We start from the raw sequence: 14,621 nt of genomic DNA, 5'->3' as shown, positions 1-14,621 counted from the left end.
CAAATAACTTTTAAAGATTGTGATTTTAATACAAGTAACACAAATTTCAAATTGTATATAAAAAACGGAAAAAATATTGCTTTTGAAGGAAATGCTAGTAATACTGATTTTCAAATATTAGATTCAGAAAATATTACATTAACTAATAATGTTGTTAAACCATGATATTTGATGAATTTAAATTAAAATAGTTAAATGCAGTTTATCGATACGTATTTACTTTCAAAAAGTGTTTTTTGTCGAAAAAAATATGTTTTTTAACGGTTTTATTCTTGTTTAATTTATTTTTATCCTAATAATTTTCCCTCCCCAAATTGATAGACTTATGAAAACGCCTACTGGATCAGCCATAGCTATGGTTCTAATTTTTTTGCTACTATTTTTTCAGTCATGTAATAAAGAAGAACTTTTTATTGAATTAGAGCAAGAGATTGTTGAAAATACGCCTGTTAATGAGACTCCTCTTGATGAAAATGAAGATAAGGAAGAGGTACCTATAGACACCTCACTACCATGTGAATTTACTTTAGCTACTATAGTTGAAAATTCTACAATTAACATTAATTGTGTATTAGATTTAGAAGGAAATACTATAACGTTACCAGCTAATATAAATATACAGTTTGAAGGCGGAGAAATTAATAATGGAACATTAGTTTTTTCTGGAGGTACTATTGATGGTGACTTATTAAACATGTCTCTTAAGATTGAAGGTGATGTTATGTTAAGAAGCCCAAATTTTACTTTTATTCCTGAAAAATGGAATATTGTAGAAGGCAAAACCACCAAAGAAATTTCATTAAACAATAGAAAAAACATAAATAAAGCTATTGAATTAGTTTATGCCCTTGGTGCAAATGTTTTTGAATTAGATAAAATTGATGCTTATTTTAATGTTGAAGCGAATAAGGTTAATAGACTATACAGTTTTGAAAGATCAATACGAATACCTTCAAGTTTTCATTTTAAGATGAGTAATAATACATTTCTTAGAGTTCAACCCACTCATTTCCCCGCATATGCACTTATAACCACAATGGTATCAGATAATGCGGTTATTTCTGGAGGAAATTTAATTGGAGATCGGTGGGAACATGATTATACACCAATAAATGATATTGTTGGTGCAAATAGAGATGAACATGGAAATGGGCACCTTATTTGGGTTATAGGTTCCCATAACACTATTGTTGATGATGTAAATATCAGTAATTCTATTGGTGAAGGTATACAGGTTCACGCTGAGACTATTAGGAACCCAGATGGATCTTTGAAATCTGGAACAAGAACAAGTGAAAATGTTTTAATAAAAAACTGCTTAATAAAAGAGAGTAGACGAAATGGAATTGCTATTATTGATGCATTAGGAGTTATCATTGATAATTGTGACATACTTGATACAGGGCAAGGAGAGCAAGCTTATGATGCAAATGGTAACCCAGCTTTTAGTAGCTCTGGAGCAATACCAAAATATGGAATAGATTTAGAGGCACTAAGATATATTAATGATGATGGTACAATGAATGAAATTAATAAAATTGAAAATGTTATAATTAGGAATTCTAGACTTACAGGTAATGAATTTGGAGATATAACACTATTTACAAGTAGTAACGTCATCATAGAAAATAATTATTTTGATAAATGGGTCGCAAATGTAGCTTCAAATGATGTAATTATACGAAATAACACCTTTGAATCCCGTGAACCTGGAAATTTTAATGCAATAAATATTCAATCTTATATAAGAGGCGGGGTAGAGTTTAATTTTAATTATACTATTACTGGAAATAATATAAAAGATTATTCCAATGGTATTTCTGTTGCAGGTAAAAGTTTTGTAGTTAGTAGTAATACAATTATAAATTGTAAAACAGGAATACAATTAAAAGGTGATTTTTATGACAGTGTCTTATCTGAGAATAGTATTGAAAGTAATTTAGATGTTAGTTATGGATATAGAAGCTTTAATAACTCTCAAAATTCAAATGATATAAAGATTAGTAATGAATTTATTAGTGTTAGTAACCGTCCAATAAGTTTGATAGGATATATTAATGAAAGTAACTTAAGTAGTACTCAAATTTCTTTTGATAGTTGTACACTTAACACTAAAAATCCGAACAATTTTTTTATTCATGTTAATAGTAGTAAGAATATCGAATTTAAAAATAATATAAGTAATACCGATTTTGAAATTATAGATTCTGAGAATATTATTTTAACAAATAATGCAGTATCAAATTAAAAAACAACTATTATTATCTAAAAAAGGCGAAACATATAGTTTCGCCTTTTTACTTTTCATATATGTTGAAATTTCTGCTTGTAATTTATAAATCTTACAGTTTACATATTTTTGATTTTTTTATAAAATAATAATCTCTTTTTACTGGTTTCGGTTGATTTAATAAACTTGAAATACCAAAACTTAAACACAGTAGGTTAGATAGGGCGCACATAAAAAAAAACCGGTTTTCTACTACTGTATTAAGACTATAATTATTCAACAATTATCTTTTTATTGGATTTTCCCTGGTTTGTTTCTATTTCTAAAAAATAAATACCTCTTGTAAAATTACTAACATCAATTTTATTTGATTTAGCTGAAAAAATTAGTTGACCATAAGTATTATAAAAAAGAACCTGTTGCATTATAACACCATTATCCAAATTAATATTTAAAACATCTTTAACTGGATTTGGATATATTTTATAATTACTTATTTTTAATTGTTGTTTTGTATCGTTTAACACTTTTTTAGAACTTGAGCTAGATTTAGCTATTAATCCTCCACAGTTAACATTATAACTAGTAGCATCATCTTTTTTAAGCCAATTTGTAGTACTATAATTAGCGTCATCAACTTGTATACAGTTCAAATTTGAATTGTATCTAGCATCAAAATTTGTAAAATTTATGTTATATCCGTTTTTAACATTCAAACTAACTAAATTGTTGTAAAAACCGATAAAATTGGTTAAAAGTATATTATTGCTTAAATCCAAGCTGTTAATATTGTTAAGAGAACAATTTAAATAGGTCAAGGATATATTATTACTCAAATCCAAAATACTTAAATTGTTTTTTCTACAATTTAAAGTTGTTAGACTGAGAAAAGCTTCTATACCAGTCAAGTCATTTATAGCTTTATTAGAAATATCTAAAGATTCAACACTACTAATATTTGTTGTTGTAACGTAATCATCTAAAACAGTATCATATCCTAATGTTATTAAAGCCTGTTCAAAATTATTATCAGGGACATAAGTAAGTTCTGGTGTATTACCAGTACAGCTAATATTGTAACTAGCATTATCATCTTTTTTAAGCCAATTTGTAGTACTATAAGCTGCATCATCAACCTGTATACAGTCCAAATTTGTATTGTACCTAGCATCAAAATTTGTGAAATTTATGTTGTTTCCGTTTTTAACATTCAAACTAACTAAGTTGTTGTAAAAACCAATTAAATTGGTTAAAAGTATATTGTTGCTTAGATCCAAGTTAATAAGGTTATTAAGAGAACAGTTTAAATAGGTCAAGGATGAATTATTACTCAAATCCAAAATACTTAAATTGTTTTTTCTACAATTTAAAGTTGTTAGACTAATAAAAGCTTCTATACCCGTTAAGTCATTTATATCTTTATTAGAAACATCTAATACAATAACATCACTAATATTAGTTGTTGTAACATAATCATCTAAAATAGTATCATACCCTAAAGAGATTAAAGCCTGCTCAAAATTATTATCAGGTACATAAGTAAGTTCAGGAGTTATAATAACATCTCCACCACCAGTGTCTGGGCAGCCATTAAATTCAGCTAAACCAACTTCATTAGGACAGTCATCTACGCTGTCTTCAATTCCATCACCATCGGTATCGGGACATCCGTTTAAAGATTCAATTCCTGGGACATCTGGACAAGCATCATTTTTATCGAAAATACCATCACCATCAGTATCAGTATCATCTCCACCATCACAATTAATGCTGAAACTAGCAGTAGTGTCTTTTTTAAGCCAATTAGCATCACTGTAAGCAATATCATCAACCAGTATACAGTTTAAATTTGTATTGTACCTAGTATCAAAATTTGTGAAATTTATGTTGTTTCCGTTTTTAACATTCAAACCAACTAAATTGTTGTAAAAACCAATGAAATTAGTTAAAAGTATATTATTACTTAGATCCAAGTCGTTAAGGTTATTAAGAGAGCAGTTCAAATAGGTCAAGGATAAATTATTACTCAAATCCAAAACACTCAAATTGTTTTTTCTACAATTTAAAGTTGTTAAACTAGCAAAAGCTTCTATGCCAGTTAAGTCTTTTATATCTTTATTTGAAATATCTAAAGATTCAACACTACTTATATTAGTTGTAGTTACATAATCGTCCATCACAGTATCATACCCTAATGCTATTAAAGCTTGTTCAAAATTATTATCAGGTACATGAGTAAGTTCTGGAGAAATAATAACATCTCCATTACAATTATAGCTTGAAGAATTATCGATATTAGACCAGTTGTTAGCACTATAAGTAGGATTATCAACCTCAATACAGGTTAAGTTAGGATTGTTACGAACATCAAAGTTTTTAAAATTTGTATTATTACCGTTTTTTACATTTAGACTAACTAAGTTGTTGTAATCACAATATAATACTGTTAATGCCTTATTGTTTTGAATATCTAATAAATTCAATTTGTTGAAACCGCAATCTAAATAGGTAAGAGCCGTATTTTGATTTAAATTTAAACTGTCAAGACTATTAAAGGCACAATACAATTCATTTAATTTTGTATTACTACTAACATCTATATTTTTAATTACATTAAAAGTCACATTTAAATTAATTAATTCAGTAAATGATTCAATACCTGTTAAATTAGAAATATCTTTAGATCTAATATCTAAATTTTTAACATTGATAATATTGTTATTGTTCACATAATTATCTAGTACATTATCATAACCTAAGTCAATAAGAGCTTGTTCAAAGTTTTTGTCTGGAATATAGGTTTTTTGCTGAGCCGTAAGTGTACCGCTTATAAAAAATAAGACTAATAAAGATGAAAATGAGTAAAACGTTATAGTTTTCATTGGACAGTTTCTTTAATTTTTTGAGAGTTTAATATTAAAATAAATAGATTGTAAAATCTTAACTTTCCTAAGTTTATAACATTGTAAGACTATAATGACTTTTAAACATTAAAAATTTAGAATTGCAAATATAATTTAGAATAGTCTGCGAGTATAAGATTGTTGATAACTATTTGTAAATTATATATTTATGTAAAAAAAAGACTTTTTTTTGAGTATAAACACTTACTCTTATGAAAGAAAATAGTATTGGATTTAAGACCAAACCCAATCGTGAGGTCTTTGAAGGTTTTATAACGTAAATAAGCAAAATATCTATTTTAATTGTTTTACGTTATTAGTTTTATGGATTTGTAGTGAGCATTTGATATTCTTCTAAAATTGCATCCCAAACTATTTGTTGTTTATATTTTGAAATTATAAGTTGTCTACAAGTATTTCGTTGATATGTATTTTCTTTATTATAAAATTTAATCATTTTATTATATAAAGCATTTTCATCTTTTACTGGAATAATTGTTCCATTTTCTCCCTCAATAATAATTTCATTACAACCACTGATATTAGTTACTATACTTGGTAAATCCATTGCACCTGCTTGTAAAACTACATTTGGGAAACCTTCTCTATAACTAGGAAAAGTTAAAACGTTTGATATAGATAAATATGGTCTTACATCATTTACCCAAGTTGTATATATAATATTTTTATTGTTTTTAATTTCATATGATACTTCTATACTTAATGGGTCTAAATCTTCTTCAAAATCTCCAACTAAAAGTAATTTAATATTTTTATTTTTTTTATTTAACTTAAGAAATGCATTAACCAATTCATTAATACCTTTGTCTTTAACTAATCTTCCTATAAATATATAAACGAAATCGTTTTCTTGTATTGATAATTTTTTTCTAAGTTGTTTTTTAAAATCATCATTAAAAATATCTGGATTAAAATATTCTATATCTACTCCATTAATATTACCATTTGCGATTACTTTAAGTGGTTTTGATGTAATTTTATAATTTATAAGATCACTTTTAACACCATTTCCTTCAGGTAATATTTGTGTTGCACATAAACAAAGTATTTTATCAGTATAAATTAATAATTTTTGTGCTAGACCAGTTTTTGTTGGAAAAATTAAACCAGTAAAAGTATGAATCCTATTAGGGACACCTGCTAGATAAGAAGCTATCATTGATATAAAACCAGCTTTTGGTGTTATAGAATGCACTATGAAGGGTTTCTCTTTTTTTAAAAATTTATATAAAACCCAAAGTGATTTTAAATCTTTAAATAGACTAATTCGTCGGTTAATTTCAATGGCTTCAATATGTATACCCTCTCTTTTAGAAATTTCTTCTAAATGATTTTCAATGGGAGAAGAAACTCCAATCACTTCAAAATAATTATTTAAAAACTTTAATTGCCCTTTAAGTAAATTTAGAGACGCTGGTACTGCTGTAACTCTAATAATTTTTTTTTTCATTAACTTTTAGATTTGTTATTTAAAATTTGGCTAGCTAATTCTGTCATAGTCACACTTTTAAATTGATGCTTTTTGTTTAAATTAGCATAAGTTTTGAAAATATTTTCCAAATTCTCAAAGTTTTCATTCATATTAGCTCCAAAATTATGAGGATGCCACCATAAATGAAATAATTCATTATTTATAGCTGCATGTTTCATTGCTTTTTGTATTCTTTTAATCTTTAAAAATTCTAAAAATGCTAATTTTGGTATGTATGGTCTTAAAAATCTACTTGAAGGTAAATTAATTAGTCCACTACTATCCTTGGAGATATTATTGATAGGATAAGTGTTGTAACCACTCACATTTATATAATTATCAATAAATCTAAGCAATTTTTTTTTCTTTGTATTAAAGTTTGGATAATTATAAATATTGTGCTTTTCTGCCCCTCTATAATTTGTTATACCATTATTTTTGCATATTTCTAAATGTTGTTTGTTAATTTGATTTTTGGGAAATACAATACTGGTTAAGCCTATACCCATAGTATCGGCTATTTTTTTTGCTGATTTTAAATCTTCATCAAATTCAGATGAATTTTGTCCTGATGCTAAACAATAATAGTGACTAAATGTATGGGTTCCTATTTCATGATTACCAGTTTGTTTTATAAGCTTTATATTTGATTTTGAGTAATGTAATGGGGCCATCTTTTCGTCATCACCAATTTCATTTAACAATCTATAAGGGTTTAAGTTTTGATCTGTATAATTGGGTAACAAAGTTGGCATAAATTTTTTAATCTCTTTTTTATTATCAGCAAATAAAAAACCAACAGTTGCAAAGGTTAACTTTATATCATATTTATTACTCAAAACTAGTAGCTTATCTATAACGTTTTTAACGTTACTAAGATTTGTTTGGTATTGCTTTAAACTTAAAGTGTCAAAAACACCCCAATGTAATTCAAAATCTAATGAAATTATAAATTTGCCATTCATGATGATGATAATTAGTGAGTTGGTAGTTTTGTGTTTTTAATAATTGCAATCTCTTTTAAATAATTATCTTCTATAGTGGTATCAGCATCTTTATAACTCCTACGCTTTAAAAGAATGTCTTCCTTATTTATAAGGGAAATACCCCAAACTATAAAAGATTTAATTTTAGATTTTAACCATAAATGATAGAAATTATTTCCTGCATACTTCTTATACATTACACGCTCGTTTTTATAAGCAACTAGAATCTTTTTGGCAGTCGCACTGCTTTCTTCTCTATAGTAATATAACAAGTTAGGAATAAGCCTGATTTTTAAATCATTTTTCTTGCTTACTCTAAGCCATAAATCATAATCTTGAGCAATTTTAACAGATTCATCATATTTATTTCGTTTAAAATAATCTGTTTTACAAACAATGCTAGCATGAAGAGGAGTAGCTCTTTTAAAAAGTATATCATTAAATGAGAGTTCATGTAAATCAGCACACCTTGAACCTAAATATCTTAAATCATTTGCTATTGAAACTGTCCCAGTACTAACTAAATCTAGTTCTGGATTGTTTTTTAAAATATTAATTTGGGTTTCAATACGTTTTGTAGACATCAAATCATCGGCATCCATTCTAGCTAAATAATCGTATTTTGCTAATCCAACAATTTCATTTAATCTAGCGGCCAATTTTTTGTTTTTTCCATCAGAGTAAACACTAACTCTTGGATCATTAATAGATTTAGCTATTTCTAAAGACCTATCAGTTGAACCATCATCCATTAAAATTAATTCCCAATCTTGATATGTTTGAGCAAATACAGACTTAATTGCTAATTCTAAGTAATCTTCTGCATTGTAAAAGGGGAGTCCTATTGTAATTGCCATATTTAATTTTTTTAATTTTTTTTAAAAATAATCTTTAAAGAACATGAAATAAGTGAAACTATAATAAGCTAAAATTATAATTCCTATTTTTTTAAATTGATTTGACCAAAAACTTTTATCTAATAGCGGATATATGACTACTGCTGCCATTAAAAACCATGAAAGATAAGCAAACCTATTGGAAAAGTTTGCCCTTATAACCATTACCCAAAACGCGTTAGCAATAATATATGTATGCAAAATTCTATCATAAATAACACTTTCATATCCACTTTTAAATTTATAAAAAATTGATAGAATAATTGGTGCAATACTATAGAGTAAAAAATCATATCTAAATCCTGTAGAGGCAAACTTTCCAGAATCTGATCCAGCAGTTAAATATGCTGAAAATCGCTCGTCACCAAAACCTAAGTTAGCAAAAATATTTTCCCAAATCCCCCCCATACTTATAGATAAAGCAATAGCTAGAATATAAAAGAAAAAATATTTTTTGGTGTCTGGTACAAATTTACTACCAACAAATGCCGCAATGGGTAATAACATACTATTATGAAAAGAGAATGATAAAATAAAAAAGACAACCATTAATTTAAAATTCTTTTGGTTGTAGGACAGTGCTAGAACGAATAAAGATGTAGCCATACCATTACGAATACCATTAACCCCGTAAGGCCAAAACGAAAAGGAACCAACAAATAATAAAAAAGCAAAAAAGTAATAATTTGGAAACCAATTTCTACAAGCTTTATATAAAGGTAAAATATAAATGCATGCACAAATGAAGAAAAAACCTTCTAGCGTCATTACTTTAGTACAGAATAATAAGAAATAAGAAAATCCATAATCACTTGTTATTACATAATTACCATTCTGGTATCTTTGAAAAATATGCGCATAGGTAGTCATATCAACAAAAACACCATGTACAGGCCTAAATCCAATATAAAGTAATAAAGATATTAGTACAATTAAAGCAGCTATTTTATTAAAAACTAGAGTTTTTGATTCGTTTGGTTGTAATACCAATGTATGAAAGTATGTTATAAAACAAATAATAGCAATAGTATGATAATAAATATCATAGTAACTCCTAATTGGTACAAATTCAAACATTCCTAAACATTTAAATTAAGCTTATTTTGGGAAAACTTAATTATTATTATATATTTTTTCTAATAATTTTACGCTTACATCAATATCAAATCCTTTTTCTTTAAGTATTTCGTGTCTTTTTTCAGGAGCGATAGCTTTTGTTTTTATTAGATTTTCTAAACTTTTATGCCATACATCAAATGAATCCTCTAAAGCACAAAAGCGAATTAAATTCATTTCTAAATCAACTTCACTAGATATTTTATCTGATATTAAAGCGGGGGTTCCTGATGTTTGAGATTCTACTAAAATAACAGGGAAACCTTCATGAAATGATGGCATTAATAAAGCGTCTGAATGAGCAAGAATGATTTCAATATCTGATCTAACACCTAAAAACGTAATGTGTTTATCTAACTTCTTTTCAGAAACCAATGCTTTTAAATTATTTTCTAAACGACCTGCTCCAGTAAAAAATAAATGAAAATCAATATTGTTACTTTTTAAAAAATCCGCAAAATTAATAGTAAACTCAGCATTTTTAACAGGCATTAATCTTCCAATTTGAGACAATACTATTGTGTTATTGGTTATCAAATTATTTTCAAAAAAATTTTCTATTTTTCTTTCTTTAACATTTAGAAATTTTTTAACATTAACTGCATTTGGAATAAATATAATATCTTTTTTTGCCGAAAAAAGATATTTACCCGCCTCATTTCCACAAGCTATATAATCTGTAGATAATGAGCTTATGATTTTTCTAGAAAACGTTTGATATAGTTTACCAAAAAACGTTTTACTGTTTATATCACTCGTATTATGGGAATGAGCAATTCTTTGCTTAATTCCAGCAAAATAAGCTGCTATTAAGTGAAATGCATTACTAAATAGCTGATGACAATGTACTGCATGAAAAGGTTTATTATTTTTTATAACTTTATATAAGGCATAAGTTCTTGCAATAGGGTTTCTAGATTGCTCCTCAGAAATTCTATAAATTTTACCTCCTAGGTTTAAAATCTCATCATCATAGGAGCATGAACGATTTGTAAAGTAAACAAAATCAAATTGATATTTAGTTTTATCAATAGCTCTGTATAAACTCATCACCATGGTTTCTGCTCCAGCTCTATCCATTGTTCCAACAACTTGTAAAATTCTTTTCATAGGTTATTTTTTTAATGGTAAAATCTTGTATATTTTATAAATGCCCCTAAAAGCATTATAATAAATTTTAGGAATTCTTTTAATTAGTTTAGTTGTTAAAGATAAATTAGAATTGAAAATATTATCTTCTTTAATTCTGTTAATAATTTTAAATCCACTTTCAGGAATTTTAATGCTTGCCCTAGCAGCCATGTTTACTGTACCAGACAGTGTATGAAGAATAACTTTTGAAATGGCGTTTTTGTAAGGTTTACTTATATTTTTATCATCAATTAAATTAGTTAGTTTATTTAGAATGATAAATCGGTGCTCAATATTTTTTTCCTTAATATTATTAGCAATACTACCTTCCCGAACTAAATAATGATAACATATTTCTGAGATTGTAATACATTTTTTAGCATGTACTAGAGCTCTAGGTGTAAATTCTAAGTCTTCATATAAAATACCTTCAAAAAATGTTAAATTATTGGCTAATAAAAAATTTCTATTATATATAAACTTCCAAATATAAAATTGGTTTTCTAAATGGTTAATAAAAAAATCTTCACCTGTAATGGCATGAGATATTTGTTGGGGTATATAGTTTTTGGTTGATTTGCCTAAATACCAAACATCATGTCCTAACCAAATGATATCTAATTTAGAATTTAATTTTTTAAAGATGTTAATTAAACAGTTTGAGCTAATCCAATCATCAGAATCTACAAACCAAATATAGTCTCCTTTAGAGTGTTTTAAACCAGTATTTCTTGCACCACTTAAACCTTTATTCTCTTGAGAAACGATGCTAATATCGGGATATTGTAGTTTGAGTTTTTTACAAAGTTCTAAACTATTATCGGTAGATCCGTCATTAACTAAAATAATTTCATATAATTTTTTGTTAACGTTTTGATCAAAGCAGCTATGAACACACTTTTCTAAATAAGCAGCTACATTATATACGGGAACAACAATTGATAATATAGGTTGCGTCATGGAATTAGTTTTTTATAGCAGCTATTATTGGTTCATATTTTTTTAAGAAATTCTTGTTATCGATCTCTGTTTGCTTACCTTTTACCTCTTGTAATGCTTGTTTTATTGACTTTTCTGTCAAGTTTTCAACAAGTCTTATATGAGGAGATTCATTAATCCAAAAATAAGAAGATTTTACTTTATGATTATTATTAAGAAACACTAAGGCAGGAGTACCTGTTATATAACAAAATATCATACCATGTAAACGATCGGTAATAACTAGTTCTGCTTTTTTAAAATCATTCCAAATCAGTTTTAAACTACTAACTCTGTTTTTCAGACTTAAACCGTGACCACCAATATGAGTATCTCTATTAAAAACAGAATTAAACTCATTTTTTAATAAACTAACTAGTTTATCTTCTTGTTCATTAGTTAGCTTTTTCTCTTTATCGTCTCTTAAACATACGATAGCACCATTTCTCTTATTTTGAGGGCTGGATTGATTTTGAGATAATACTATATCTGGTGTTAATAAAATATTGTTTGTTGGAAAATTATTACTGTAATAATCAAATGATTTATGCTCTCTTGCAACCAAGGTAAGATTAGGATGTTTAGAGTAAGTTTTAATTGTTTTTTGCAATGATTTATTTCCTCTTTTATCATTTTTAAAATCAATAGTTTGTGGAAAAGAAATAATTTTATTTTTATGAAATTCACTTATAATTAATCGTCTGTAAAGCTCTATAGATTCATATAAGTCTCCCATATTGCCACCACCAACAGTCGTTATAACATCATTAGGTTTAATTATTTTTTTTACAAATGCAATGCCTTCTAAAGTTTTGCTTATTGGTATTTCTGTAACTACAGATTCAGGAAAATTTTTATTTAAAAATTTATGTTGTGCATATGTGATAGCTACATCACCTAGATTACCATAATCAGCTGCTAAAAAAATATAAATGCTTCTTTTATCAGTATCTGGAACTTTAAATGAAAAGTCTGTTGGAGATTTTGATTTAAGTGAGAATAATATCAACTTAGTTTTCCAATCTAATGGAATTATTTTTTTTATAGAAGAAATCATTTTTATAAATTTTTGTTGATACTTATTTTACTTTATTAATTAATCTATGTTTTAAATAAAACCATATAGTTGGATGTGTCCAAAACTTACTATCTAAGTTATTTGTTATCACTTTATGCTTATCTTTTAATAAATCGTTTATAGCTAGCTTTATAAGTTCAATACCTTTTGCTAATTGTAAATAGGTGTAAGACACAAAATTGTCATCTTCTATGGTATCTATTAATCCTTGGTACAAAATACCACCCGTATCGATTCCTGGGTCTACTAAATGAACACTAACACCACAATATCCATCTTTGTTGACTTTTGACCAATACGCACCATGAATACCTCTATATAAAGGTGTATAGCCGGCATGTGTATTTATAAAAGCACCTTTTATTGAATTAAGTACTTTTTTAGAAATAATTCTTGTACCATTTACTATAACTAAATCTGGATTTATTTCTTGTAGTGTTTTTATACATAAATCTGAATTTGCAGAGGGTACATTAGTTAAAATGTTCTTTTCAAAATCTGTAAATTTTAAATTGTTATTTTTTATAATGTTGTATATTCTTGTTTTACATTCTTTATTTAAAAAAGGTACAACCAATTTTTGAAAAAGTACTTGGCCAACTACTTTTAGTATTCCTAGCTTTTTAATACGTCTTTTAATAAACTCTTTTTTGCTTTTGGGTTTTTCTAATATCACATTTGTAATATTGTAATCCTTTTTTAAAGCATTGTAAATGGCAAAAGAAGAATGATCTTCACCAACAAGCATAACTATTTTTTTCTCCATAGTTAATTTATTTTGCGTTAAAGTTTATTATTTTTTTATTGATGATAAGATGCATAAAATATAAACTTTTTAAATAATTATTTTTGAAAAGAAATATTGTGATTCTTTTTTTTAGTGTTAAATTTTCTGAAAATTCAGAGTAATACTTTAATGCATATTTGTAGATTTCTGATTTTCTGATTTTTGATAGAGTACTAATCTTTAATTTTTGAGGCGAACATTTTTCATTATTAAGTATAAAAAATAAACTGTGCTCCATATAATAGCTTGAAAAATCTTTTTTATAATCAATGTCAATAAGGTTATATTTCTTATAAATAGTTTTTCTTGCATCAAATTGCTTTTCCAAGTTTTTTAGTAAATTTGGTTTATATTTAATTTGTGTCATGGAATTATTATTGTAGACATAATTATATAAGCAATCTTTTATAGAATATATTCCATTAGCATTTAAATAGCACTCTAAGTTAAACGTTGAATCAGCACCAATTTTTTGTGTTTCATCATGACGAATATTAAATTCATCCAAAAGTGATTTACGCATTAAATTGCTCCAAGAAAACCATAATAGCATTTTTTTATTATGCATATGAGATTTTAATACCTCTCTAAAATGTGTATTTGTTATAATTTTATTTTTAATAAATGGTAAACTATTTTTTTCTTTTTTACCATTTTTAATATAATTAAAGGAATAATTAACAATATCTACGTTATGCTTTAAAATTGTAGCTAAAGCGATTTCGTATAGATTATGTTCTATAAAATCATCACTGTCAATTATAGAAATGAAATTCCCCACTGCCATTTTGTATCCAAAATTTACTGCTGTAGCTTTTTTACCATTTTCTTTTTTGTAATATTTAAATCTTGAATCTAAACTTGAATAGTTTAAACAAATTTTTTCAGAATTATCTGTAGAACCATCATTAATCATAATCACTTCAAAGTTTTTGAATGATTGATTAATAACTGAATGAAGGCATCTTTCAAGTTGCAAGGAGCTATTGTATATTGGTATTAATATGGATATTTCTGGCTTCAA

General features: G+C 26.5%; 11 protein-coding genes. 1 reads left to right on the top strand and 10 read right to left on the bottom strand.

The window, feature by feature from the left end; translation table 11 throughout:
- Positions 1-325 precede the first annotated feature (325 nt).
- Positions 326-2,248, top strand: a complete 1,923-nt coding sequence (locus ACH5TX_RS19110) for a right-handed parallel beta-helix repeat-containing protein (RefSeq protein WP_439341094.1) — start codon at positions 326-328, stop codon at positions 2,246-2,248.
- A gap of 254 nt (positions 2,249-2,502) precedes the next feature.
- On the opposite strand, the gene ACH5TX_RS19105 is transcribed toward ACH5TX_RS19110, so the two are convergent.
- The 10 genes from ACH5TX_RS19105 to ACH5TX_RS19060 all read right to left on the bottom strand — a co-directional run bounded on the left by ACH5TX_RS19105 (position 2,503) and on the right by ACH5TX_RS19060 (position 14,621).
- Positions 2,503-5,112 carry a T9SS type A sorting domain-containing protein gene (locus ACH5TX_RS19105; RefSeq protein ID WP_439341093.1) on the bottom strand — a complete coding sequence of 870 codons (2,610 nt, stop codon included), beginning with the start codon at positions 5,110-5,112 and terminating at the stop codon, positions 2,503-2,505.
- A 343-nt stretch (positions 5,113-5,455) separates the two neighbouring features.
- On the bottom strand, positions 5,456-6,604 hold the full coding sequence (locus ACH5TX_RS19100; RefSeq protein ID WP_439341092.1) for a glycosyltransferase family 4 protein: 1,149 nt from the start codon (positions 6,602-6,604) through the stop codon (positions 5,456-5,458).
- Positions 6,604-7,590, bottom strand: a complete 987-nt coding sequence (locus tag ACH5TX_RS19095) for a polysaccharide deacetylase family protein (RefSeq protein ID WP_439341091.1) — start codon at positions 7,588-7,590, stop codon at positions 6,604-6,606. Before ACH5TX_RS19095 ends, ACH5TX_RS19100 begins: the two co-directional genes overlap by 1 nt.
- A gap of 11 nt (positions 7,591-7,601) precedes the next feature.
- Positions 7,602-8,468: a glycosyltransferase family 2 protein gene (locus tag ACH5TX_RS19090; RefSeq protein ID WP_439341090.1), complete on the bottom strand. Its 867-nt coding sequence runs from the start codon at positions 8,466-8,468 to the stop codon at positions 7,602-7,604.
- A gap of 21 nt (positions 8,469-8,489) precedes the next feature.
- On the bottom strand, positions 8,490-9,584 hold the full coding sequence (locus tag ACH5TX_RS19085; RefSeq protein WP_439341089.1) for an EpsG family protein: 1,095 nt from the start codon (positions 9,582-9,584) through the stop codon (positions 8,490-8,492).
- 36 nt (positions 9,585-9,620) lie between these two features.
- Positions 9,621-10,733 (bottom strand): glycosyltransferase, encoded by a 1,113-nt coding sequence (locus ACH5TX_RS19080; RefSeq protein WP_439341088.1) that lies wholly within the window; start codon positions 10,731-10,733, stop codon positions 9,621-9,623.
- Positions 10,734-10,736: 3 nt separating this feature from the next.
- Positions 10,737-11,714 carry a glycosyltransferase gene (locus ACH5TX_RS19075; protein WP_439341087.1) on the bottom strand — a complete coding sequence of 326 codons (978 nt, stop codon included), beginning with the start codon at positions 11,712-11,714 and terminating at the stop codon, positions 10,737-10,739.
- A gap of 4 nt (positions 11,715-11,718) precedes the next feature.
- Entirely contained in the window at positions 11,719-12,789 is a 1,071-nt protein-coding gene (locus ACH5TX_RS19070) for a polysaccharide pyruvyl transferase family protein (protein ID WP_439341086.1), read from the bottom strand.
- 22 nt (positions 12,790-12,811) lie between these two features.
- Entirely contained in the window at positions 12,812-13,576 is a 765-nt protein-coding gene (locus tag ACH5TX_RS19065; protein WP_439341085.1) for a formyl transferase, read from the bottom strand.
- Positions 13,577-13,583: 7 nt separating this feature from the next.
- Entirely contained in the window at positions 13,584-14,621 is a 1,038-nt protein-coding gene (locus ACH5TX_RS19060) for a glycosyltransferase family 2 protein (protein ID WP_439341084.1), read from the bottom strand.

Source organism: Thalassobellus citreus (assembly GCF_044385915.1).
Lineage (GTDB): Bacteria > Bacteroidota > Bacteroidia > Flavobacteriales > Flavobacteriaceae > Thalassobellus > Thalassobellus citreus.
This window is presented reverse-complemented; position numbering and strand designations above follow the sequence as displayed.